At 37.6% G+C, this 23,102-nt stretch carries 27 protein-coding genes; 23 read left to right on the top strand and 4 right to left on the bottom strand.

All coding sequences use genetic code 11. From position 1 onward, the window contains the following. Window positions 1-201: 201 nt before the first annotated feature. The 3 genes from rnpA (at window position 202) to jag (ending at window position 2,185) form a co-directional block, all read left to right on the top strand. Window positions 202-561 (top strand): ribonuclease P protein component, encoded by a 360-nt coding sequence (gene rnpA / locus IGI42_RS09335; RefSeq protein WP_438715572.1) that lies wholly within the window; start codon window positions 202-204, stop codon window positions 559-561. Continuing rightward, complete coding sequence (locus tag IGI42_RS09330) at window positions 558-1,382, top strand: YidC/Oxa1 family membrane protein insertase (RefSeq protein WP_438715571.1); 825 nt, start codon at window positions 558-560, stop codon at window positions 1,380-1,382. Before rnpA ends, IGI42_RS09330 begins: the two co-directional genes overlap by 4 nt. Before the next feature lie 62 nt (window positions 1,383-1,444). Next, window positions 1,445-2,185, top strand: a complete 741-nt coding sequence (jag, locus tag IGI42_RS09325; protein WP_438715570.1) for an RNA-binding cell elongation regulator Jag/EloR — start codon at window positions 1,445-1,447, stop codon at window positions 2,183-2,185. Window positions 2,186-2,397: 212 nt separating this feature from the next. Here jag and IGI42_RS09320 read toward each other — a convergent pair whose 3' ends face one another. Continuing rightward, entirely contained in the window at window positions 2,398-2,964 is a 567-nt protein-coding gene (locus tag IGI42_RS09320; RefSeq protein ID WP_438713796.1) for a DUF2922 domain-containing protein, read from the bottom strand. A gap of 58 nt (window positions 2,965-3,022) precedes the next feature. Further along, entirely contained in the window at window positions 3,023-3,406 is a 384-nt protein-coding gene (locus IGI42_RS09315; protein WP_438715569.1) for a hypothetical protein, read from the bottom strand. A 1,041-nt stretch (window positions 3,407-4,447) separates the two neighbouring features. Here IGI42_RS09315 and IGI42_RS09310 point away from each other — a divergent pair. The 8 genes from IGI42_RS09310 (at window position 4,448) to mnmG (ending at window position 13,595) form a co-directional block, all read left to right on the top strand. After that, window positions 4,448-6,412 (top strand): BglG family transcription antiterminator, encoded by a 1,965-nt coding sequence (locus IGI42_RS09310; RefSeq protein ID WP_438715567.1) that lies wholly within the window; start codon window positions 4,448-4,450, stop codon window positions 6,410-6,412. Window positions 6,413-6,432: 20 nt separating this feature from the next. Next, window positions 6,433-6,918, top strand: coding sequence for a PTS sugar transporter subunit IIA (locus tag IGI42_RS09305; RefSeq protein ID WP_438715566.1), 486 nt, complete (start codon window positions 6,433-6,435; stop codon window positions 6,916-6,918). A 3-nt stretch (window positions 6,919-6,921) separates the two neighbouring features. After that, window positions 6,922-7,206, top strand: a complete 285-nt coding sequence (locus IGI42_RS09300; protein ID WP_438715564.1) for a PTS sugar transporter subunit IIB — start codon at window positions 6,922-6,924, stop codon at window positions 7,204-7,206. Between the two features lie 26 nt (window positions 7,207-7,232). After that, entirely contained in the window at window positions 7,233-8,609 is a 1,377-nt protein-coding gene (locus IGI42_RS09295) for a PTS galactitol transporter subunit IIC (protein WP_438715563.1), read from the top strand. A 184-nt stretch (window positions 8,610-8,793) separates the two neighbouring features. Beyond that, window positions 8,794-9,303, top strand: coding sequence for a hypothetical protein (locus IGI42_RS09290; RefSeq protein WP_438715562.1), 510 nt, complete (start codon window positions 8,794-8,796; stop codon window positions 9,301-9,303). A 15-nt stretch (window positions 9,304-9,318) separates the two neighbouring features. Continuing rightward, window positions 9,319-9,960: a class II aldolase/adducin family protein gene (locus IGI42_RS09285; protein ID WP_438715561.1), complete on the top strand. Its 642-nt coding sequence runs from the start codon at window positions 9,319-9,321 to the stop codon at window positions 9,958-9,960. Window positions 9,961-10,296: 336 nt separating this feature from the next. After that, entirely contained in the window at window positions 10,297-11,691 is a 1,395-nt protein-coding gene (mnmE, locus tag IGI42_RS09280; RefSeq protein ID WP_438715560.1) for a tRNA uridine-5-carboxymethylaminomethyl(34) synthesis GTPase MnmE, read from the top strand. Between the two features lie 11 nt (window positions 11,692-11,702). Next, on the top strand, window positions 11,703-13,595 hold the full coding sequence (gene mnmG / locus IGI42_RS09275) for a tRNA uridine-5-carboxymethylaminomethyl(34) synthesis enzyme MnmG (protein ID WP_438715559.1): 1,893 nt from the start codon (window positions 11,703-11,705) through the stop codon (window positions 13,593-13,595). Window positions 13,596-13,672: 77 nt separating this feature from the next. Here mnmG and IGI42_RS09270 read toward each other — a convergent pair whose 3' ends face one another. Continuing rightward, window positions 13,673-14,845, bottom strand: a complete 1,173-nt coding sequence (locus IGI42_RS09270; RefSeq protein ID WP_438715558.1) for a site-specific integrase — start codon at window positions 14,843-14,845, stop codon at window positions 13,673-13,675. A 45-nt stretch (window positions 14,846-14,890) separates the two neighbouring features. Further along, window positions 14,891-15,463, bottom strand: coding sequence for a helix-turn-helix domain-containing protein (locus tag IGI42_RS09265; RefSeq protein ID WP_438715557.1), 573 nt, complete (start codon window positions 15,461-15,463; stop codon window positions 14,891-14,893). 136 nt (window positions 15,464-15,599) lie between these two features. Here IGI42_RS09265 and IGI42_RS09260 point away from each other — a divergent pair, with 136 nt between their 5' ends. From IGI42_RS09260 to IGI42_RS09205, 12 genes are all read left to right on the top strand, one after another. Then, entirely contained in the window at window positions 15,600-15,800 is a 201-nt protein-coding gene (locus IGI42_RS09260) for a helix-turn-helix transcriptional regulator (protein ID WP_438715556.1), read from the top strand. 32 nt (window positions 15,801-15,832) lie between these two features. Next, window positions 15,833-16,105 (top strand): hypothetical protein, encoded by a 273-nt coding sequence (locus IGI42_RS09255; RefSeq protein ID WP_438715554.1) that lies wholly within the window; start codon window positions 15,833-15,835, stop codon window positions 16,103-16,105. Between the two features lie 257 nt (window positions 16,106-16,362). Next, on the top strand, window positions 16,363-16,656 hold the full coding sequence (locus IGI42_RS09250) for a hypothetical protein (RefSeq protein ID WP_438715553.1): 294 nt from the start codon (window positions 16,363-16,365) through the stop codon (window positions 16,654-16,656). Continuing rightward, a complete protein-coding gene (locus IGI42_RS09245) occupies window positions 16,653-16,889 on the top strand; it encodes a hypothetical protein (RefSeq protein ID WP_438715552.1) in 237 nt (78 codons plus the stop codon). The genes IGI42_RS09250 and IGI42_RS09245 overlap by 4 nt, the downstream gene beginning before the upstream one ends. Continuing rightward, window positions 16,886-17,734, top strand: a complete 849-nt coding sequence (locus IGI42_RS09240) for a bifunctional DNA primase/polymerase (protein WP_438715551.1) — start codon at window positions 16,886-16,888, stop codon at window positions 17,732-17,734. Before IGI42_RS09245 ends, IGI42_RS09240 begins: the two co-directional genes overlap by 4 nt. Then, a complete protein-coding gene (locus tag IGI42_RS09235) occupies window positions 17,724-19,190 on the top strand; it encodes a VapE domain-containing protein (protein WP_438715550.1) in 1,467 nt (488 codons plus the stop codon). Before IGI42_RS09240 ends, IGI42_RS09235 begins: the two co-directional genes overlap by 11 nt. Before the next feature lie 270 nt (window positions 19,191-19,460). Beyond that, window positions 19,461-19,934 carry a hypothetical protein gene (locus tag IGI42_RS09230; protein WP_438715549.1) on the top strand — a complete coding sequence of 158 codons (474 nt, stop codon included), beginning with the start codon at window positions 19,461-19,463 and terminating at the stop codon, window positions 19,932-19,934. 3 nt (window positions 19,935-19,937) lie between these two features. Further along, the gene (locus IGI42_RS09225) at window positions 19,938-20,162 is read left to right on the top strand and encodes a hypothetical protein (RefSeq protein ID WP_438715548.1); all 225 of its coding nucleotides are present in this window, start codon (window positions 19,938-19,940) and stop codon (window positions 20,160-20,162) included. Between the two features lie 2 nt (window positions 20,163-20,164). Continuing rightward, window positions 20,165-20,554, top strand: a complete 390-nt coding sequence (locus IGI42_RS09220) for an HNH endonuclease (RefSeq protein ID WP_438715547.1) — start codon at window positions 20,165-20,167, stop codon at window positions 20,552-20,554. 147 nt (window positions 20,555-20,701) lie between these two features. Continuing rightward, window positions 20,702-20,842, top strand: a complete 141-nt coding sequence (locus IGI42_RS09215; protein ID WP_438715546.1) for an XtrA/YqaO family protein — start codon at window positions 20,702-20,704, stop codon at window positions 20,840-20,842. 88 nt (window positions 20,843-20,930) lie between these two features. Further along, entirely contained in the window at window positions 20,931-21,413 is a 483-nt protein-coding gene (locus IGI42_RS09210; RefSeq protein WP_438715545.1) for a phage terminase small subunit P27 family, read from the top strand. Next, window positions 21,406-23,100 (top strand): terminase large subunit, encoded by a 1,695-nt coding sequence (locus IGI42_RS09205; RefSeq protein ID WP_438715544.1) that lies wholly within the window; start codon window positions 21,406-21,408, stop codon window positions 23,098-23,100. Before IGI42_RS09210 ends, IGI42_RS09205 begins: the two co-directional genes overlap by 8 nt. The last annotated feature ends 2 nt before the right edge of the window (window positions 23,101-23,102 follow it).

Genomic DNA, 23,102 nt, shown 5'->3' with positions numbered 1-23,102 from the left:
ACCTCAGCTCCTACGATCGCTGTGTTTCTTGGCAGTGTATCCCCATTTTAGTCTTAGCGCTCCAAAGCTGAGCGAGTTTGTGAAGCCTTTCTTATGTAATAGGATCGTCTTTCTCATTTTTTCATTTAAAATGAGATGAATCCTTAAATTGAAATATGGTATTATTGGTAAGTATAGATTTAAAGAAACGAAGGAAGCCGAATGAAAAAAGCATATCGTGTAAAGAAAGAAAAAGAATTTCAACAGGTTTTTCAGGAGGGAACTTCCTTTGCCAATCGTAAATTTGTTGTTTATCGATTAGAGCCTTCTGATCAACCCCATTTTAGAGTTGGACTCTCTGTAGGGAAAAAAGTTGGAAATGCCGTAGCGCGCAATCGTGTAAAACGACTCATCCGGGCAGTTTTACAAGAATTGTCACCCAAAATTGATCCTAGACTAGATTTTATAGTCATTGCCCGTCCGGCGATCAAAGACCTTTCTTATGAAGAAGTACGCTCTAATTTGATTCATGTATTGAAATTAGCAAAAATATTGAATGAGGAAGGGAACAGAATTAAGTGAAGAAATACAATCGAATATTTTTAATGGCAAGTTTGCTTGTCTTGGTCGTCTTATTGTCCGCCTGTGGTACTGGGGATGTAGATGCTAGCAGTACGGGTATTTGGAGCCGATACATCATCTATTATTTCGGTGAAGCAATCCAGGCACTGTCCTTTGGTAGTGTGGGTGTTGGTATCATATTATTCACCATTATTATCCGGATTATCCTGATGCCTTTGATGCACTTCCAAACGAAGAGCATGCGTAAAACACAGGAGCTGCAGCCAAAAATCAAAGCGCTTCAACAAAAGTATGCTTCAAAGGATCAAGAGACCCAAGCGAAGCTGCAAGCTGAAACGAAGAAACTGTACGCTGAGCATAATGTAAATCCGTATGCCGGCTGTCTGCCATTGTTGGTTCAAATGCCTGTTATGATCGCACTGTACCAATCAATTCTACGTGTACCAGCGTTACGCCAAGGACAATTTATGTGGTTAGATTTAAGTAGTCCCGACCCATACTTTATTTTACCAATTCTAGCAGCGATCTTTACCTTTGCTAGTACGTATCTATCAAGTATGAGCCAATTGGAATCAAACCCTTCAACTAAGATTATGACCTTTTTCATGCCGGTAATGATCTTTGTAATGGGGATGAACTTAGCCAGTGGGTTATCACTCTACTGGGTGGTCTCAAACGCATTCCAGACCGTACAAACATTATTAATCAATAATCCGTTTAAAATTCGTCAAGAAAGAGCGGAAGAAGCGCGTCGGATTCGCGAACGTGAACGAGCACTTCAAAAAGCGAAAAATCCAAAGAAAAAACGTAAAAAAAGATAAAAGCTGAGCATTCGTTTTAGTGGATGTTTCAGTACGAATTTAGAGCAAGGAGGTACTAGTGAATGCCTGTTTATGAAGGTGCTACGATTGACGAAGCAATCAAGCATGGATTAGCTGTTCTAGGGTTAACAAAAAATGAAGTAGAAATCAGCATTTTGGATGAAGGAAAAAAAGGATTCTTAGGAATCGGCAAAAAAAATGCGCAAGTATCGATGGAACCAACTGTCGCAGAAGAAATCAGTGAAGCTGTTGAAGAAGCGGTGGAAGAAGTTCTAAGCGAACCTGTCCCAGAGGAAATTACTGAGACGCCACTAACTGAAGAGCTCACAGAATTAGATAACGAAGAAGCACTGAAACAATTAGCCATCTACCTGACTGATATTACTAAACAAATGGGTGTACCTGCGTTAGTAAAAATTGAACGTAGTGACAATGGATTAACCACTTTCAACTTGGAAACAGACAAACAAGGGATGCTGATTGGTAAACATGGAAAAATTTTAAATGCTTTACAGTATTTGGCTCAAGTCTTTGTTCATCGCGTAGCGAAAAACAAACTTTCCGTGGTTGTAAATGTCGGCAACTATCGGCAAAAGCGGGAAGAAGTGCTGGTACGTTTAGCTAAGCGTACCGCCGAAAAGGTGAAAGATACAGGTCGCCCAGTATTCTTAGAGCCAATGCCTGCATTCGAGCGTAAGATGATTCATTCAGCATTAAGTTATGATGATTACATCAAAACCCATTCTGAAGGTGAAGAACCGTATCGCTATCTAGTAGTAGAACCTGCTAAAAAATATTTTTAAAAGAAAAACCGTGTCCTAGTGATGCGGTTTTTTTTTGTTTTTTTTCCATGTGCGGACGGATTATTCAATTTTCAAGGAACTAATACTTCGTTACGAATGTTAGTTTCGCAACAAAGTTTAAATCGATCACCTGTGAAGTGCCCAATGTTCATAGATGACGGCTAGTAAAAGAGCTTAATTAATTAAATAAATTTGCTGAACTTGTGGGCGGCTTAATTGAGATTTTTCTTCTGTTTTTCCTGCGCTTTTCGTCGGTTTTTTCTGTGGATCAGTTGTGAGATCAGATTGTAGGGTTTTGGTTTTGTTTCTTGTTCGGGTGCATCTTCAGGTACTTCGGCAGGTACCTCTGAAACTTCTTCTTTTGGTTTCTCAAGTGAAACCGTCGGTACTTGTGGCAAATCACGATAACTGCTTTGTGCTTTTAACTCCTCTAACTTTTGATGATTCTCCGCTGCTTCGACCTTCTCTTCTTCAGGTACTTCTGCTTGCTCGGTGGCTGGCATGCGATTCAATAACGATTGATTTAAAGTAACTGGTTCATCGGCATCTCCGAAAACTTCCTCCTTTTCGAAAATCGGTGTTTCAATCGTTTCGACATATTTCGCACTGACTGTTTCTTGAAACAAAGCCACGCCGTCTTTTTCAAAGAGATCTAAGGTGGTTAGTAGTTCTAAGTTCTCTCTGACTACTTCGGGACTCAAGTTAGTATTCGGGTCCTTCATAATCAGATTGTGTTTCTTTCCGGCATCGTTCAAGAATGTTCCAACTAATTTGATCATTTTGATAACTCCTTTCATAAGTTTTTAGCATGAGAGACAGGACAACAAGTTAACAGTCTCAAGGTACCGCCGTTTCTGATGGACGGAATTGAGCAATGAGTGATCCAGCGATTGATTTAGCTTTTTCAATGAAATTACGAATCGGAAAAACTCTTAAACACAATTTTTTCCATTCGGCAGTGTCAAAATATTCAGCGAAGTAATAGAAGAAGCGTTTCATAGTTCTGGTCGCTTTAGTTTTCGTGAATAAATATTTCACTAGATCTTGCAAGACTAATGCGAATTCCTCTGCGCCTAACTGGTAGCGAACCCGTAAAGCCAGCAATAATTTGATGGTAGTGGCACCATCTTGTGTTTCGTCATAGTATTCTCCAATACGCTGCTCGAGTGTCTCGCGGGTGAGATTGAAGAGTTGATAGTCAGTAAATGGTTGTTGTGACATAATAATTCCTACTTTCTAGTTGTTATTTTCAATCGATCAATATTTTTTGATTGTATTTTTGATTTTTTATGAGCTGTTTTCTATCTTCGGCCGTTGGTTAAAAGATAAACCGTTTTTTGCAAAAAGACAAAATCGCTATTTTGCAAAACCCCCCTCTATTTTGCACAGTCAAAAAAACAAAATGTTGATATGACGGGATTTTTAAATTTTTTTCATGAAAAGCCTGCAAAATAGAGGGGGGTAAAATTATTTAGCGATTTAGCCAAAAAGTGAGCAAAAATGACTGTGAATATGTTCTTATATGCTTCCTGAAATCAGAGTAAACAAGAGGTATCTATTTGTTTTCTAGTTATTTAAACAAATTTAATCGTTTTCTACTATTTTGCCTGTTGATGAGATGCTCTTCAGAAAACTTGGAAACAGCTCTACTTGTTGGCTGATGCCCTGCCAATCGTTTCCAAGTTTTTGCATTCTGTTATTTCCCTCTACTGTATTTTTTTGGTGTTAATCTTAGGTTTCGTTTTTTTGTCCCGGCCGTTGATTAAAAGATAAATCATTTTTCAAGAAAAGACAAAAACGCTAACGTGCAAAAGACCCCTCTAACGTGCACGTTGAAAATGGGAAAATGTTGATAGATCAATGTTTTTGATTTTTAAGGGTGCACGTTAGAGGGGGGTAAAAAAAGTTAGCGAGTTGGCAGAAAAAAAGGCGTAAAAAGATACCTATACGTTTTTAAATTAGGTTAAAGATCGTATAGGTAGTAGAATGATAGATTTATTGTTAGTTATTTATTGAACTTGAAACCGATGTTAGGATACATCCAATCCAGCTGGGTGGAACAAGATGATTCTGATATGTTTTCAGAAAGAGGAGAAGGTTGGTGCCTGACAAAAAGGAGAAGGTATTTTTAAGCGTTAATAATACCGTTTTAAAAAAAAGTTCCACAATAATGTGGAAAAAAGAATGCATACTAAAGAGATTTCATTTTCGATATGATAGATATATAAAGAATTCTTTATTACACAGGGAGATGGGGGAGTCATGAACAAAAAATCCTTTAGGCAGTGCCAACTGTTCAAGCTATTGTCTAGTGAAAAAGGGTACCGATCCTCTCGATATTTTAGCGAGATACTGGCTGTCTCAAGCAAAACGGTCTACAACGATATGAATCAATTGAATGAAGCAATGGTGGCATTTGATTTGCATATTGAAAAGAAGCCTAGCTCTGGTTTTCTGCTGGTCGGTGAAGCAAAAAATCGTAAATTATTTGACCAATATTTGCTTTCATTACAGGAAGAGAAAACCGATTATTTTACCATTGAAGATCGACAAATTGATATTGTTTGTACCTTATTACGTAGCAAAAAGGGGATTTTACAAGAAGAGCTAGAAGACAAGTATTATATTTCTGATTCAACGCTACGTTTGGATCTAGAACAAATTCGCGGGAGTCATTCGGTACAATTATTTGCCCGTAATAAAGGACGGGTTTGTTTGAAAGGAGATGAAGCATCTGTTCAATATGTGATAAAAAACTATTTAATGGAAAAAATTCCTTGGTCAGTGATCGATTTAAAACAAAAAAGTAAAGTCAGTCGTTTCTTTAATGAAAATGAGCTCCGCTTTGCAGAAGAAAGCTTGAAGCAAGTCCTAGTTTTATCCAATGCCACTATTTCAGATTATTACATGAATTCGCTGTTTTTCTTTTTTCTAGTGTTCGGTATTCGCGTAAATCAGGGCTTTCACTATTGTCATGATGTGATGAGCAAAGAGGACTTAAGCATGCTGGAAACTTATTTCATCTCTTATGAATTGACGAGCTTTTATCAGCAGCAATTTGAATTGGACTTAACAAAAAAAGATATCCAAGCAATTAATGAACAATTATATGCGAATGGTATCTATTTAACGTTAGACCCGACAACAATTGATCCAGTAACGGAAAAAACAGTCGATACTATTTTGAGAAATTTAGGAAATTTACTCAAAGTTGATATTTCAGATGATGTGGAATTAAAACGCTCGTTAATGGCACATATTCCACCAATGGTTTTTCGTCTGAAGCGTAATATGCGGATTGAAAACCCTCTACTAGGAGAAATTAAGAAGCAGTATTTATTGCTGTTTTCTCTTTTATGGTATGTCCTTAGTGATTTAGAAGAGCAATATGACATCCGCTTAAATGATGACGAAATTTCCTTTTTATTAATTTATTTTCAGGTTTCATTGGAGAAGCGCCACGGGGTGTATTTTAAGAATATCGTGATTGTCTGTCCTCTAGGGTTATCTACTTCTGAACTGTTGTATACCAAAGTTCGTGGCATGATCCCGATACGTGATCGGGTAATTACTCGGACAGTCGAAGAACTGCAGGATATATCTCTTGATGATATTGATTTCATCATTTCTACCGTGTATTTAGACATTGAAGAAGTCCCGGTTGTTTACGTATCCCCTTTATTGACTAGCGCAGATGCAGTCAAAATTATGAATGAATATGCTAACCAAGATAACCAATACAAAAGCATTGCATTAACTAGCAAATCAACCCTCTATAAAAATATTGATACGTTTATCGATGAAAAATACATTTTTTGCAAAAAAAAGCTCCAGAACAAGCAAGAATGTCTCGATTTTCTTATTACTATCTACGAAAAGGAAGGGGCTGTTTCGGAAAAATTTCGTCAATCGGTCTATGATCGTGAAGTGATGGGAGACACGAGTATCTATACCGGTGTAGGAATCCCTCATGCGGCGCCAGAGACCGTTCGGCAGACAAAAATCAGCTTCGTTACACTAGAAAAACCGATCCAATGGGGGGCAAACGAGGTTAGCTTTGTAGTTTTATTAGCAATATCCAACAGTGACATTGATTTAGCACGGGAGATTATTAAAAAGATTTTTAGTATGGCTGAAGACAAAGCGGTCGTCAAACGAATGAATGAAGCGGAAACGAAAATTCAACTTATTTCGGCAATACGCAATGAAGTATTTGAACAAAATTGATAAGCAGAAAGGTGATTACTTTGGCAGATAGTTTAATGGATATGTTTATTTCCAGCAGTTTAGTTCGAATAAACATAGAAGCAAAATCAGATCTAGAAGCCTTGCAGCAACTTTCAGACGTAATGATTGGAGAAAAAGTTGTTAAGGATTCCTTCAAAGAGGCAGTTCAGGCAAGAGAAAAAGAATTCCCTACAGGCTTAATATTGGAACATTTAGGTGTAGCTATTCCACATACCGATGCGATTCATGTTGAAAAACAATCACTAGCCATTGGTATCTTAAAGAATCCAGTGAAATTTCATGTGATGGGAGGAGATGAAAATGACTATGTAGATGTAAAAATTCTGTTTATGCTGGCAATCAAAAATCCGAAAAAGCAACTGGAATTTTTACAAGCATTAATCAACATTATGCAAGATGATCAGCAAATCTTGCAATTATTGAATGCAACATCGGAAACTGAAGCTGTCGAAACGTTTGAAAAAATAATTCAATTGGGGGAATAGAAAATGAAAAATATTTTATTAGCTTGTGGTTCAGGTATCGCTACATCAACGGCGGTAAATGCAAAAATCACCAAAATGCTAGATGAAAATGGGTACAAAGGAAAGTATAAAATCACTCAGTGTAAAATTTCTGAAGCGACCCAAAAATCGAGCAGCTACGACTTTTTGATTGCTACAACAATGGCACCTAAAGAATTAGATTGTCCTTTTGTTCCAGGGGTTTGTTTCTTAACGGGTGTGAATGCTCAAAAGTCAATCGACATGATTTTAGAATTGATGGAGAAATAGCTTGATTTAAATAAAGGAGGAAGAAAATGGACGCAATTATTTCGTTCTTTCAGTTTGTTCAAGGATTAGGTGTTTCCGTCGTTATGCCTCTAGTTATCTTTATTTTAGGCTGTGTTTTAGGGACCGGAGTGGGTTCAAGTATACGGGCCGGTTTGACAGTAGGGGTAGGATTTATTGGACTAAATTTAGTTATCAATAGTTTACTAGGGACAAGTTTGTCACCAGCTGTTCAGGAGATGATCAGTCGTTTTGGACTAAATTTGTCGATTATTGATGTTGGTTGGCCTGCCTCTGCAGCAATTGCGATGGGCTCAACCGTGGGATTAATCATTATCCCATTAGGTTTATTAGTAAATATCGTGATGCTTTTAACGAATACAACCCAAACAGTGGACGTAGATATTTGGGATTATTGGCATTTTGCATTTACTGGTGCACTAGTAGCAATTCTTACTGACAGCTTACCTCTAGGTATCTGTGCTGCGGTCATTAATATGGTCATTATTATGGTATTGGCAGATTACACAGCACCAGAAATTGAAAAATCATTGGACTTGCCAGGCATTTCTTTACCACATGGATTTACGACTGCTTATGCACCAATTGCCATGCTTTTCAATAAAATAATGGATAAAATTCCGGTCATCAATAAGATTGATATTAATATGGATACAGTTCAACGACGTTTTGGCGTGTTCGGCGAACCAATCTTAGTAGGTACTGTCTTAGGTATTGGTATTGGGATTCTAGCGGGGTATGATGCAACCGGGGTTCTAACACTAGGTGTATCGCTGGGAGCAGTACTGGTCTTGATCCCTAAAATGGCAGCGCTTTTAATGGAAGGTCTAATTCCTATTAGTGATGCAGCAAGTGAATTTATTCAAACAAGATTTCAAAATCGCGGCAAGATTTATATTGGTTTAGATTCTGCGATCGGTGTAGGTCATCCGGTTACATTGGCGATTTCCTTTGTGTTAGTTCCATTATTGATTTTTATTGCCGTAATCTTACCTGGGAATCAAGTATTACCATTTGCAGACTTAGCAGTTATTCCGTGGATGTTTGTTTTAATTACGCCAATTGTAAGGGAAAATGGTTTCCGCGGCATTATTATCGGAATTATTGTACTAGTAGTCGGCCTGCTGATTGCGACAGATTTAGCACCGATGATTACTGTTGCAGCCCGCAACGTTAACTTTGAAATGCCAGAAGGCGCAAAAATGATTTCTTCTATCTGTGATGGCGCCAATCCGTTAACTTGGGTACTCGTTCGCTTGAATGGCTTAGGATATATCGGAACAGGCATTTCTGCGGTGGTGGCTTTAGTAATGGCGATTTGGAACCGTGGTCGAATCAAACAAGAAGCTAAATTGTTACATGAATCTAGTGCTAACGGAGAATAAATTGTTTGTGTGGCTGTGACATAAAACGTCACAGCCACTAAAAAACCGCATAATCGACGTAAATGAAGCAGCCCTTTTTGAAATAAGCAGATTCATCGCAATAATATGAAAAGTTATTTTCGGCTTATTTCTCGGAGCTGAACACTTCTGCCATAACCTAAACTAATCAGAAGGAGGTCTCCACATGCAGACCAAAATATTTTCTTACGACAAGCTGCTCTTTTTCTTCGATGTAAAGCTGACGGGGGGATTTAGTGGCGTAATTACGGTAGTTTGCCTGTACTTAGGAATTGTCGGGAAGTATAATCGCGGCATTCTATTTTTTATAGCACTCATTGCATTTTATACCTTTTGGAATAGCTTTATCGGGAAATGTACGACCCAACAAGTCACAATTAGTGAGACGACTCTTGCTTTTACTTCGTTAGGACGAAATGATACTTATGAAATTGCCGAAATTAAGAAACTTCGTGTGCGAGAATTTCCTACTGGTGGAAAAATGTATATTCGAATAGATAATTACAACTTATTTAAAGGCCGCTATTGGGTTCAATTTAAGAAGTTTAATGATAGTCAAGAGTTGATGCGGCAAATACTAGATATCGAGTACAAAATTCATCCTGAAACTTTAAAAGCAAGAGCACGCAGAGTCAATACACAATACTTAGAATTAGAGAAAAAACGCGGACAATAACGAGAGGGTGGAGAAATGTTCACTGCAGAAAAGGAAATAATTATCCAAACAGGTAAGAAGTTGGATCGATACGGTTTAATCGCCTTATCAGGTGGAAATGTTAGTTGGCGTATGGATTCAGGAGAGATCTTGGTAACACCCAGCGGAATGGTCTACGAAGAGCTGACACCTGAAGATATCATTGTGTTGGATAGTGACGGAAATATCTTGGAATCTAAGCGACGACCTAGTGTTGACACTGTTGCCCTGTTGTACATCTTCCAAAAAAGACCGGATATTAATGGCATTATCCATACCCATCAACCGTATGCCACAGCTTTAGGTTTAATCGAAGACGAAATTGCATGTAATTTAACGACTTTAGCTAATGCGGCTAGAGGAAATGTCAAAGTAGCACCCTATTCATCGGCAGCAAGCCTAGATATGGGGATCAAAGCGGTCGATTATTTAGGCGATCAGCTAGCAGTTGTATTGAAGCATCATGGGGTGATAGGAGTAGGAGATTCTTTGAAGCAGGCACTATATTCATGTGTATACTTAGAAGAAGCTTGTAAAACAATCGTTGCAGCCAGATCTTGCGGCAAAGAGCTGGCAATGATGAATCCAGAGCAGATCAATGAAGCCGTAGATGTTTTTAAAAACTATGGGCAAAAATAAACAACTCAGCGTTAAAAGGAAGTTAAACGATTTAAAATAGGTTTTATCCTGAGTAATAGTGGGGACACGTTACTAAAATATCCCAGAACAGATTGACAAAGCTAGGTAAAGCAAGTATATTGTGGTAGAAATCATTCTTATCAGAGTATACGACGGAGCTGTTCCTACTTTGATATGACCCTCGTCGTGGCGGGGGTTTTTTGAACTTGAAAAATAAAATAAAATGTGCTAATCTAGCAAAATAATAAAGAGACAGCAGTCAAAGTGCTAAGTCTACCCTTGAAATAGTCAGGGGTGGAGTGGGCGCTTTTTTTGTGCGTTTAAGGAGGAATTTTCGTGGCAGAGATTTTGGAATTTGATACCATTGCAGCAATTTCCACTCCTCCGGGAGAAGGAGCAATCAGTATTGTTCGTCTAAGCGGCGACCAAGCAGTTGAGATTGCCGATAAAGTATATCAAAGTGGTACAAAATCGTTAAAAACAGTCGATAGTCACACCATCCATTATGGACATATAGTTGATCCAAACAATCAACAGCCAGTAGATGAGGTCATGGTTAGTATTATGCGAGCACCTAAGACCTTTACCAGAGAAGATGTAGTAGAGATCAACTGTCATGGCGGTATTGTTGTAGTCAATGAGCTATTACAGCTAGTATTACGGCAGGGAGCTCGTTTAGCTGAACCGGGTGAATTTACCAAACGAGCATTCTTAAATGGTCGGGTAGATTTGTCGCAAGCTGAAGCGGTGATGGATCTGATTCGGGCAAAAACCGATAAAGCCATGAATGTGGCGATCAATCAATTAGACGGCAACCTTTCTAAATTGATCCGTCAATTACGTCAAGAAATCTTGGAAACCTTGGCTCAAGTAGAAGTAAACATCGATTATCCTGAGTATGATGATGTTGAAGAACTGACGACACGCTTATTATTAGAAAAAGCCGCACAAGTCAGTCGACAAATTGATGCACTGTTGGTAAACGCCAAGCAAGGAAAGATTTTACGGGAAGGCTTAAGCACCGCAATTATTGGTCGTCCAAATGTAGGGAAATCAAGTTTGTTAAACTATTTGTTGCATGAAGAAAAAGCGATTGTTACCGAGATTGCCGGTACTACACGCGATGTAATCGAAGAATACGTAAATGTTCGCGGTGTACCACTTAAATTAGTGGATACTGCTGGCATTCGTGAAACAGAAGACATTGTTGAACGAATTGGGGTCGAGCGCAGTCGCAAAGCATTGAGCGAAGCAGATTTAATCTTATTGGTATTGAATCAAAGCGAAGAGCTTACTCAAGAAGACCGTAACTTATTAGAAGCAACTCAAAACTTAAAGCGAATCATCTTACTAAATAAGACGGATTTACCAGCAAAATTAGATCAAGCCGAACTACGTCATCTGACTGGTGAGGATGAGCTGTTTGCGATATCGGTTCTACAGCAAGATGGCTTAGATCAATTGGAAGAAGCTATTGCATCGCTATTCTTTGGCGGTCAAACCGGCGAAAAGGATGCGACCTATGTATCGAATACTCGTCATATTGCCTTGCTTGAGAACGCCTCACAGGCTCTTACAGAGGTCCAAGGCGGGATTGAGGCAGGAATGCCTGTCGACCTTGTTCAAATCGATATGACGCGCTGTTGGGACTATCTAGGCGAAATTGTCGGCGATAGTGTTCAAGATGAATTAATCACCCAATTATTTAGTCAATTCTGTTTAGGAAAATAAAGGAGCGAATCATGGAATATCAAGCTGGATCATATGATGTCATTGTAGTTGGAGCCGGTCATGCCGGTTCAGAAGCTGCTTTAGCAGCGGCTCGGATGGGCTCAAAAACGTTGTTAATCACCATTAACTTAGAAATGGTAGCCTTTATGCCATGTAACCCATCAATTGGCGGACCTGCAAAGGGCGTCGTGGTACGTGAAATTGATGCCTTAGGCGGTGAAATGGGTAAAAACATCGATAAAACCTATATTCAAATGCGGATGCTGAATACTGGTAAAGGACCTGCCGTGCGTGCGTTAAGAGCACAGGCTGATAAACACGCTTATGCGGAAGAAATGAAGCATACGATTGAAAAAGAAGAAAACTTAACATTAAAACAAGGTGTGGTTGATCGTCTAGTTGTTGAGGAGGGCATTTGCAAGGGAGTCGTTACTTCTACTGGAGCTGTTTACTCAGCTAACGCAGTGATAATTACTGCCGGTACAGCTTTACGAGGAGAAATTATTATCGGTGAATTGAAGTATTCTTCAGGCCCTAATAATTCTCAACCGGCAATCAAGCTGTCTGACCATTTGAAAGAATTAGGCTTTGAGATTCACCGGTTTAAAACAGGTACACCACCGCGGGTAAAATCAGGATCGATCGATTACAGTAAAACGGAAATTCAACCGGGAGATGGAGCACCTAATCACTTCAGCTATGGTACACCGGATGAATCCTATAACATGGAACAAGTACCTTGCTGGTTGACTTATACGAATCCTGGAACTCACGAAATCATTCAAGCAAACTTGCATCGTGCACCCATGTTTACTGGAATTGTAGAAGGTGTAGGTGCTCGGTATTGCCCATCGATTGAAGACAAGATTGTCCGTTTTTCAGATAAAAGCCGTCATCAGCTATTCTTAGAGCCAGAAGGTCTGCACACAGAAGAAGTTTATGTACAAGGCCTATCAACTTCTTTACCAGAAGATGTCCAAAACGATGTCCTGCATTCAATTGAAGGCTTGGAAAATGCTGAAATGATGCGAACAGGCTACGCAATCGAATATGATATGGTTGCACCGCATCAATTGCGACCAACACTAGAAACTAAGGTTGTTGAAAATCTCTACACAGCGGGTCAAACCAATGGAACAAGTGGCTATGAAGAAGCGGCTGGCCAAGGGTTAATCGCTGGAATCAATGCGGCATTGAAAATTCAAGGTAAAGAACCCTTCATCATGAAACGCAGCGACGGTTATATTGGAGTGATGATCGATGATCTTGTAACCAAAGGAACCAACGAACCTTACCGTCTATTGACTTCGCGTGCAGAATATCGCTTAATTTTGCGTCATGACAATGCCGATTTGCGCTTGACGGAAGCTGGACACCAAATTGGCTTGGTGGAAGAAGAACAATACCAACGCTATTTATCCAAGAAGGCCAATGTTGAAGAAGAAATCAAACGACTACAAAAGATTCGGATCAAACCAACTGCTGAAGTTCAAAGCTTCTTACGGGAAAAAGGCAGTGCTGAATTAAAAGATGGCGTCCTAGCTGCTGACTTTTTAAAACGTCCAGAAATCAATTATCAAGAAGTCATCCAATTTATACCCGCTAATGCTGATTTAAACGCCAAAGAAGTGGAACAAGTTGAAATTCAGATCAAGTATGAAGGCTACATCAAGAAAGCCATGGAAAAAGTTGAAAAATTGAAACGACTTGAAGCCAAACGGATTCCTGAACGAATTGATTATGAAGCGATTAACGGCTTAGCTACAGAAGCTCGTCAAAAGCTGCAAAAGATTCAACCAGAAACCATCGCTCAAGCAAGCCGAATCAGTGGTGTAAACCCGGCAGATATTAGTATTCTGATGGTTTATATTGAACAAGGAAAAATAGCGAAAGTAGAAGCTTAAGAACCTTGTTGCAAAGCCTTTTCTTTGTTTCACATGAAACATTTGAATTGATTGAATACGGCTTTTGAATACGGTTCTTAAAATGCCATATAATCCGAAAATTTTTCGGCAGTTTCGTTTTGTTTAATCTTTGTCACTTTGATATAAATATCAGTGGTGATCTTGGTTGATTTATGCCCTAAACGTTGAGAAACATCTTTAATACTTGCGCCGCTTTCAAAAAGTAGTGAAGCATTGGTTTTCCTAAAGTCATGAACCTTGATAATTTTCATGTTAGGAAAGTGCCGTTTTACTTTTTCAAGCACATTATTAGGATAGGCTTTATATAAATACTGGTTTTCTCTATAGAATACCGAATTGCTAAATACCACATTGTTATTGAAATTTTCATCTCTAATACCAAGAGAGAATTTTTCTTTGATGATGTGGTTTTTATATTCTTTCAATATACTACAGGTTCTACTATCCATTTGTACTATCCTATTAGATGATTCTGTTTTTGTCTCTTGGATGACCGCTTTACCGCTTTTCAGTTCCGCTAACGTTTTATCAACGGTGATTAACCTATTCTCAAAATCAATATCGCTCCAAGTAAGAGCTAAAGCCTCACCTTTCCTAAGACCAACAAAAGCTAGCACCCTAAAAAAAGTATAGGCTCGTTTATCATTCAACTTCTCCAAGCAAGAAAAGAACTCTTTTAGTTCCTCTTTGGTGTAATAACTATCTGTTTCCTCTTTATTAGTATCAATTTTACGTTTTGGGATGATTGTTCGTTCCATCGGGTTATCATCCATAGCGCCGATTAAAATGCCGTATTTAAAGACTTTGCTGACATAAATACGCATTTGCTTATAGGTAACAAAATTGTCAGCCCATTCGTTCAAAACCTTTTGACAATACATTGGTGTGATTCTAGTTAACCTCATGTTGCCAAATTTTTTTAGAATATGATTGTCAAAATAAATCTGTATTCGTTGTTCTGTAGTAGCCTTAATATCTTTTTTGTGTTGTTCAAACCATAATTCGTACAAAGGTTTAAACGTAGTTATCTTATTAGATTTTTCGCTTAATCCATTCTTTTCAGTTTCAACTAACAATTTAGCTAGTGCAAGTTGTGCTTCTTTTTTAGTTGAAAAATTCCTTCTAGTTGTTCTCTTTTCTTTTCCTGTAACAGGATCAACACCAAGATAGGCTTGAAATAAATATGCTTTAGTGCCGTCCTTCTTAGCATAACTTTTGATTGTTGCCAAAATATTTCCTCCAGTTCTGCTGGGGGCAAGTTGGGGAGGTTAATCTTAGCTAGGATAATTGGTCATTTCTAGTGTCGATTTGAAGAAATCATCAAGACTGATATTGGGATTATTTTCAATTTCAAAATTTAAATTCTGTAGTAATACAAGAATAAAATCTTTTGTATTTTTTGATAGTTTTTCATTTTCTATTGTTCTTAGAGTATTTAATATTCTGTATAAATTATTGATAGACCAAGTTTCTAATTCGTCGTAATCATTGTAATTTTCCAGAAAATCTAAAGAGTAGTTTATTACATTTTCTCTTATTTCATTATCGCTCCCTTCAAACATTTGATAAAGCTCAAATATTGTTCCTTTGGGTGCTTTTTCCATATCTGTAGATGTCAATTTACCTTCTAACAGATAAAATATTGAAACATTTCCTAATTCAGCAATTCGCTTTAATCTCCTATTGTTCGGTAAATTTTTCCCAGTTTCCCAATTACTAACAGTTCCACTTTTAGCTTTTTCATCAATTTTTGTTGCAAATTCTGCCATACTATAGCCTAAATTTTGACGTATTTGACGTATTCTCGAACCAACAATTTTAGCATCAATATTTTTTTCTTCAGACAAAATTATCCTCCTAAAGTTTATTTGATAAAACTATTTTAAGCTATTTCGCAAAGAAATACAAAGTTTTTCTTGACGAAAATTAAAGTTTATGTTTTAATGAGCCTGTACTAAGAAATGCAAAGAAAAGAGGTGCCTTATGAATAAGATAGTTGGTTATAGAAAAATGTTAGGGAAAACGCAATCTGAAATGGCAAAGATATTCAATGTTTCTACCCAATCGTATTGGCAAAAAGAAAATGGGAAGGCTCGTTTTTCAGATGAAGAAAAGATATTATTCAAAAAAATGGTGCAAGATATTTTTCCTAATATTACGATTGATGAAATTTTTTTTAGTTAGACACAAAGAAATGCAAAGAAAAAGGTGAGCGGATGAAATTGGAGGTTGACCTATCGCCAACGATTGAACAGCAATTAACAGAAGTTGCTAGTCGTGTATGGGCGGAAACAATGCAACGGGAGGTAGAAAAACAAACATTTCCACAATGGATGGACTTGGAAACAACATGTGCATATTTACAAGTGTCTAGGTCTAACCTATCTAAGTTTATCAAGGAATTAAACTTTCCTGTTTCTTCTATCAATCAAACGAAGCGTTGTAATAGAAAAAAAGTTGACGAGTGGATGGCACAATTTGAAATTTAATATATAGCTGGGGGCAAAGTGGAAGTCACGAAAGGCACAAGTTAGTCACTGAGAATTTAATTTGAAATCCTAAATTACGACTTGAGTCGTATTTTCCATCTAAAATAGAAAACGTGGATTAGAGGAAAAGGACATGAATAGAGCAAAGAAAAAAGCCTTATCTCATACAGTCTTGGCGGACAGAGATAACGGCTACAAGTAGGTTTCTAACCTATGTTTCTTTGCTCTAATTATAACAAACATTGGAGGGAATTACTATGAAAACAGAAAATCTTAGTTTAACAAATGATGAATTATATGAAAAAGCAGTTGTACTAACAGCAACTGTTAACCGAATTAGAATCGTTGAAAGGTTGATCGAGAACTTCGAATATGCAAGAGTTCGTGGAGATGTTTCTTTAGTTCAGTTTCAAATTAATAATGGAGTATTTTCTGATATTGGCGATAGTTTATCAGATATAAAAGATGTAATTCAGAACGTTTCAGATAGGATTTGTCCAACTGCAAAACTACTCATTGAGAACCCAGAATCATTGGAGGAAGCAAAATGAAATCAGAAGTACAAAATGTAGATTTTGATGAATTAGTTGCTGATGCCTGGTTTATTCGCAATTCTTTGGCAGCGTTGCAAAAAAATTCTATTGAGCTTGATACGAGACTCACAATCACAGACCTAGACGAACTGAATGGCATTATATATGCAATTCTTTGTTTGTCGGATAAGCACGCAAATGATATGGAAAAAGTTGGCGGAATTGAGTCAATAGGGGGTGAGGCTGATTGACAACAAACTATCAAGCAGCAATAGATTTACAAAAATCTGGTTGGGCAATATATCCCTTTTCACCTGGGTCGAAAATCCCTTTAAAGGGTTCTAGCGGTTGGAATGACGCAACGAATGATTTTAATCAGATTAATGAATGGTGGATGGAAGATCCAGCAAGGAATATTGGTTTAATGCTTGAAGATCATCACATGATGGTAGTCGACTTAGATCAACACATAAAGGAAAAAAATGGAGTAGAAAACTATAAAAAACTTGCTTCTATGTACGCCCCTTTTCCAAATACTTATACAGAGATTACACCAGGTAAAGGGATTCATTTCTTTTTTAAAATTCCTGATGGTGTAATCATTCAACAAGAGACGGGAGCTTTTAGGGATATTTTTGGTTGTGACGAAAAAGGTGATAGTTTAAGCGGGATTGATATTATCACTAAAGGGGTACCTATAGCACCAACGATGATTATTGCTGGTAATGTTGGTACTCCATACCAGCCAATAAATGAATCAACATTAGATAAGTGTGCAATGACACCTGATTGGTTAATAAATCTTTTGCTGAAAAAACCACAAGAAATAAACACTCAATACAGACCGGTAACAAAAACAAAAACGGCAAAGAAACTAGATATGATTGTTCAAGGTGCTGGCGAAGGTGGTAGAAACGATCATCTAACCAAGTTGTGTGGTTGGTTATTGTGGCATGGAGTAGATAACAAAACTTTAGCTGAATTGATCTACACAGCAAACGCATACAACGAGCCGCCATTAGGAGATAAAGAAGTAAATCAAATTATCCGGTCAATGATTAAAAAGGATGTGAGGGGGAAGGCGAATGGCACATAAACACAAGTTGGAGGGTGTCTTAGATTTCCCAGAAGCTAATGAGCGTGAGGATAAAATCGTTGAGTTAAAAGCTTGGATGTCACGTTTGCGGTGTACCGAAAAAGATCAAATTAAAAGCAATAGCGTTCTAAATGTTGAGTTGATTTTATCTAACGATAGCAATCTAGCCGGAACTATTGCTTACAACGAATTTAGTGGAAGTATTCATTTAATCAAGGATTCTCCTTGGATCAATCGCAATGCTGGTGAGTGGGAAGATAGTTTTGAAGATGCGCTAACCGCATATATTGAAGAAAACTATAGTGTAGTTTTCGATGATAATAAAATTCATAAAGCTGTGGTAAACGTGTCTCGTAAAAATGTTTTCAATCCTGTAAAAGATCGTATTGAAAAAGTTAAGTGGGATCAAAAACCTAGACTTGAAACAATGTTTATTGATCTTCTAGGCGTGGAAGACAATCTTTATACAAGAGAAGTCACTAAACGTTGGGTTGTCGGATCAGTTGCACGTATCTATAAACCAGGAACAAAATTCGAAATTGTGCCTGTTTTAGATGGAAAACAAGGTATAGGGAAAAGTACCGTGCCAGCATTGCTTTACACAGATGAGTTTTTCACGGATTCATTAGATTCTTTAGGTGAAAAGAAAGATGATTATATGCAGTTACAAGGCAATGTCATTATCGAACTTGGTGAGTTATCTTCAATGGGAAAAACTAAAATTGAACAAGTAAAGAATTTCATTAGCGCTAAGGTGGATAAAATTAGACCACCATACGGGAGAAATGTTATAGCTTGGGCAAGACAATGTGTATTTATCGGAACATCTAATGATGGTCAATATTTGAAAGATGATACAGGAAACCGCCGATTTTATCCTTTGCCTTGTAAAAATGAACCACAGATGAATCCATTCAAAACTAATGATGATTATTTTCTTCAAGTTTTAGCAGAAGCTAAGGTTCTTTATGATAAAGGGCAACGAGTTTATTTCAGTCCAGACGAAGATAAAGAGGTGCTAGAAATTGCGGAAGTGTATCGTGAGGATGCGAAAAATGAGAATCCAATTAAGGAATCCATCGTTAAGTATCTTGAAATGGAAATCCCCTGTAAGTGGGAAGAAGCGCCAGCTTGGGCAAGACGTTCATATTATCAGAACTACCCAGATAGCAAGAGCGATGAGAAGAACCTCAAGTATTTCTCGAATGGCACAACTATGCGGCAAGATTTTTATTTAGTGGATAGTGTATTAACCGCAGACATTTTGGAAGCTGTCTTTGATAAACAAGCTAAAGATTTGTTGAATGGCAGATCAGATGCAGAAGCCAAAAAGATTGCTTTAGTTATAACTAGTATACCTGGTTGGGAACGAAAACGACTATCAAGAAGAAATAAAAGACGAGGATTTTACAATAAATCAAACGCCTATGAAAATGGAAAGCGAGCTGGGAAATAGTGACGGGTTGATCCGGGGGAGTACCACCTAACCTGGCACCAGTTCAAGCCTTCTGCCCCAAGGGATAGATAGATTTGGTGACGGGGTACCACCTAATTTATTTAAAACTTTTGAATGAACTGTTTGTAGCTTGGGGAATAATGTTACTGGATTTTACTCGGTACCCGTCACCAAAACGCTATAACCCTTATGTCCATTGGTGTTGAGTAGTACCGGGGTACTCGGTACTTAGGTGGTACTACGTGTTACCTTTTTAAGGAGGGTAGAAAAATGAAATGGATTTCTATTAGAAAATATCCTTTCGAGAATCTCAAAGGAGATAGGAAACACTATAAAGAGAATTATAAACTGTTTATAAACGCATTCAATTTTGATGAGTGGACTTACTATGAACAAGTAAGAGATTTAAGAAAGTTTCTTTCAAATGATCGTAATTACAACGATTGTCAGCTAGATGCTTCAAATGTATCTATTGGAAACATGCATTGGATTGATCATGCAAGATTCTTTAGGAACAAAAGTTTAGGTCGAACTTGGTTAGTAAGTCAACCATATGGATACGAACTGAAAGAGATCAAAACGTTTGTTGAAGAATTAAATCTGGTTGTCTATCCATTAGATCAAAAATGTGGCTTTTACTATGCGAAAGGAACAATACCCATTATTGTAATGACTGTGGAGGATTCAAAAAATTTTTTTATAGGACATGACAACTTAAAGAAAAGATTGATGATAGGAGTGTAGAGAATGATCCAAAAGATAAAGTATTTTGATGGAGAAAAGCATATCGAATATAAGGACAGCGATGAAAATGTAGCTTATATCAGTTATCGTGTTGATAAAGCAACCGAAATAGGTTTTTCTGATGGCAGTTGCCTTAAAATCACATCACCATTCTTAGAGTATCAAATGATGACCGATAGAAAGAAAGAAAATGAAGAATTAGACGCTTTACTTTCTATGAAATTTTAATTATGCCAGTAAAAAAGCAATGCAATCATGCTGGATGTAAAATATTGGTCGATTATAGGCAGAGATATTGCGATAAACACAAACCAGCGACAACGCAGACCAACGCAGATCGATATGAAAACCGTAAACAAATTGGTGGCAAGTATTTCAAATTTTATCACTCAAAACAGTGGCAGAAGGCTTCACAACTATATAAATTAAGTCATCCTTGTTGTGAACACTGTTTAAAAGAAGGTGTGATCCGTAAAGCTGATGTAACCGATCATATTCAAGAACTACGTGATCGATGGGATTTGCGGCTAGATGAAAAGAACTTTCAAGCGTTATGTCACTATCACCATAATCTGAAAACGAGAAAAGAACGAGAGAAAAGAGCTACCCTAAAACTATAGGGGGCTATCTACCCAATCGCTGGAAACCGAGGAATGGGTCATTTTTTCATGAATAGCCTTTGTGAAATCCACTACTACAAACTAACGTTCGGCAAAACCGTTTACAACTGTAATCAAAAATAGTATACTAAGGAAGTAGGAGATATTATGCAAGATAAGGTAATTATTTGTTTTCCAGATGGACGAAAAAAAGAAGTTGATTTGCCTAAATATGGCGAAATAAAACTGGTTGTTCGTAATGGAAAAGTAGCCGACATCGAAACCAATAAAAAAGAAAAAATTTGTTAGTACACCTAAACGGTAAAGCCGAGGATGTATTGCTAGTAAGAAATTACTGGTGATACATCCTTTTTTTGTTAGGAAGGAGGAACGGCTTATGGCAACGCCTGTAAAGCTATTAGAAGAAGTAAATATGCACTTATCAAATGAGCAAAAGGCGCAACGTGAGGACGCAAAACAAGCACTATTTACACACCAAGAATTAACTAGCACCACACCCCCCGAATGGCTGCCAGCAAGCGCCAAGAGTGAATGGGCTAGATTATTGCCAGTAATGAAAAAAGATTATCCTTTATCAGAAACAGATTACGGATTGCTGATTTCTTACTGTTTATCTTTTTCAAGAATGAAAACAGCCGAAGGGGAAATACGAAAATTCGGCACATTTATCACTAATACGAAAACGGGAACAAAGCGAGCAAATCCAGCAGTAGCAGTGCAATCACAGGCTATGAAGGATTTAAAATCAAGTGCTGGTGCTTTAGGTATGACCTTAGAAGCCCGTTCAAGACTAGCTTTGAATAAAGCAAAAGAAAATACACCCATTGATCCATTTGAAAGTTTGATGGCTGATGGATAGATACATTGAACAAGTCTTATCTGGTGAACTTATCGCCCCTAAAAAGATGATTCTAGCTTGCCAACGTCACAAGAATGATTTAAACCGTTCAGAATCAAATGATTTCCCCTATACTTTTGATAAAAAGCAAGCTGATAAAGCAATCCAATTTATGGAATTATTGCCAAGCACTGATGGTAAAAAAATCACTATGTTAGGTTTTCAGAAATTCATTATTGGCAGCTTGTACGGTTGGCGAACAAAAGAAGGAAATTACAGGCGATTCAACCGAGCCTTTATTAGTAAATCACGCAAGAACGGCAAAACGTATATTGCTAGTGGTATGGGTGCAAATGCGTTGGTCATGGAAAACGAACCAGCAGAAGGCAGACAAGTATTATTTGTATCAAACGCACTGAAACAAGCAAAGCTTGGCTATGACATGCTTTCTAATTCCTTGCGAAGTGCCACAAAAAAAAGTAAGTTTTTACGCCAGCAGCTAAAAATAATGAACTCTAAAATCATTCACAAGCCCTCTAATTCGTTTGCTATGGCGTTAGCCAGTGAAACCAGTACATTGGATGGATTCGCACCGACAACCGCTATATTGGACGAATGGCACGAAGCTAAGTCACGCAAAACCTATAATGTTATTCGTTCGGGTCAGACGCAACAAAAGAATGGGTTGCTATGTGTCATTAGTACCGCTGGGCTTGATTTAAACGTTCCTATGTATGAAGAATACCTTTTGCTAGAACGTATTTTAAAAGGTGAAGATGAAGCCGATAGATATTTTATAGCAATATGGGAGCTAGACGATGCAGAAGAACTTCACGACCAAGAGTTGTGGATCAAAGCCAACCCGATTTTTGAGAGTGAAGAAATAAAGAAAGTGATGCTGCCAACCATTCAAGATGATGTGAACTTAGCTTTAAAACAGAACAATCTAAATTCTGTATTGGTAAAAAACTTTAATTTATGGAGACAGGCGAGTGAAGACAGTTATATGGCGATAGAAGATTGGAATGCAGCAGAAGTAAGTTCCGAGGATATATCAAACAAACCTGTTTATATCGGTGTTGATCTATCTAAGACGGATGATTTAACCAGTATTTCATGGATTGTACCGTTAGAAAATGGAAAGTTATATTGTGATTCTCACAGCTTTGTAGCCACAAAATATGGTTTGACGGATAAAGAAAAGCGGGATGGATTGCCATATAGGGAATTGGAAAAAGTTGGTGAGTGTTCGATCACTCAATTAGACAGTGGGATTGTGGACTATGACCAAGTATTTGACTTTATTCAAGGATTAATCGAAATGAACGATTTAGAGTGTATGGGAATTTGTTACGATCCGTACAACGCCAATTCATTGATAAGTAAAGCTGAAAAGGCGAATTATCCAATGCTAGAAGTCAGGCAAGGAACACTAACCTTAAATGTTCCAACTAGAACATTCAGAGAACAGATTTATGAGGGGAATATTATTCATAGGAAGAATATCATCTTAACTCATGCGGTAAATAATGCAATCCTAAAAGAAGATAATAATGGGATTCAAATTAATAAATCAAAAAACAGTAACAAAATTGATCCAATAGCTGCATTAATAAATGCCTATGTCTTTGCGATGGATTATTTCAATACTACGGAAGGAGCGAAAGCAGATAATGAATTTTATATCAGTGAAGAGTTTTCTTTCTAAAA

The organism is Enterococcus sp. AZ109, assembly GCF_051714625.1.
Lineage (GTDB): Bacteria > Bacillota > Bacilli > Lactobacillales > Enterococcaceae > Enterococcus_A.
Note: the sequence above shows the minus strand (reverse complement) of the source record. Positions and strands in the feature narration are given on the sequence as shown.

Excerpts from the sequence above, each read along its gene's own strand:
- IGI42_RS09310 (WP_438715567.1), top strand. The coding sequence starts at position 4,448 with ATGAACAAAAAATCCTTTAGGCAGTGCCAACTGTTCAAGCTATTGTCT.
- IGI42_RS09300 (WP_438715564.1), top strand. The coding sequence starts at position 6,922 with ATGAAAAATATTTTATTAGCTTGTGGTTCAGGTATCGCTACATCAACG.
- IGI42_RS09290 (WP_438715562.1), top strand. The coding sequence starts at position 8,794 with ATGCAGACCAAAATATTTTCTTACGACAAGCTGCTCTTTTTCTTCGAT.
- IGI42_RS09295 (WP_438715563.1), top strand. The coding sequence starts at position 7,233 with ATGGACGCAATTATTTCGTTCTTTCAGTTTGTTCAAGGATTAGGTGTT.
- mnmG (WP_438715559.1), top strand. The coding sequence starts at position 11,703 with ATGGAATATCAAGCTGGATCATATGATGTCATTGTAGTTGGAGCCGGT.
- IGI42_RS09220 (WP_438715547.1), top strand. The coding sequence starts at position 20,165 with ATGCCAGTAAAAAAGCAATGCAATCATGCTGGATGTAAAATATTGGTC.
- IGI42_RS09225 (WP_438715548.1), top strand. The coding sequence starts at position 19,938 with ATGATCCAAAAGATAAAGTATTTTGATGGAGAAAAGCATATCGAATAT.
- IGI42_RS09245 (WP_438715552.1), top strand. The coding sequence starts at position 16,653 with ATGAAATCAGAAGTACAAAATGTAGATTTTGATGAATTAGTTGCTGAT.
- IGI42_RS09205 (WP_438715544.1), top strand. The coding sequence starts at position 21,406 with ATGGATAGATACATTGAACAAGTCTTATCTGGTGAACTTATCGCCCCT.
- IGI42_RS09315 (WP_438715569.1), bottom strand. The coding sequence starts at position 3,406 with ATGTCACAACAACCATTTACTGACTATCAACTCTTCAATCTCACCCGC.
- IGI42_RS09215 (WP_438715546.1), top strand. The coding sequence starts at position 20,702 with ATGCAAGATAAGGTAATTATTTGTTTTCCAGATGGACGAAAAAAAGAA.
- IGI42_RS09260 (WP_438715556.1), top strand. The coding sequence starts at position 15,600 with ATGAATAAGATAGTTGGTTATAGAAAAATGTTAGGGAAAACGCAATCT.
- IGI42_RS09210 (WP_438715545.1), top strand. The coding sequence starts at position 20,931 with ATGGCAACGCCTGTAAAGCTATTAGAAGAAGTAAATATGCACTTATCA.
- IGI42_RS09250 (WP_438715553.1), top strand. The coding sequence starts at position 16,363 with ATGAAAACAGAAAATCTTAGTTTAACAAATGATGAATTATATGAAAAA.
- jag (WP_438715570.1), top strand. The coding sequence starts at position 1,445 with ATGCCTGTTTATGAAGGTGCTACGATTGACGAAGCAATCAAGCATGGA.
- rnpA (WP_438715572.1), top strand. The coding sequence starts at position 202 with ATGAAAAAAGCATATCGTGTAAAGAAAGAAAAAGAATTTCAACAGGTT.
- IGI42_RS09285 (WP_438715561.1), top strand. The coding sequence starts at position 9,319 with ATGTTCACTGCAGAAAAGGAAATAATTATCCAAACAGGTAAGAAGTTG.
- IGI42_RS09255 (WP_438715554.1), top strand. The coding sequence starts at position 15,833 with ATGAAATTGGAGGTTGACCTATCGCCAACGATTGAACAGCAATTAACA.
- IGI42_RS09230 (WP_438715549.1), top strand. The coding sequence starts at position 19,461 with ATGAAATGGATTTCTATTAGAAAATATCCTTTCGAGAATCTCAAAGGA.
- IGI42_RS09320 (WP_438713796.1), bottom strand. The coding sequence starts at position 2,964 with ATGATCAAATTAGTTGGAACATTCTTGAACGATGCCGGAAAGAAACAC.
- IGI42_RS09235 (WP_438715550.1), top strand. The coding sequence starts at position 17,724 with ATGGCACATAAACACAAGTTGGAGGGTGTCTTAGATTTCCCAGAAGCT.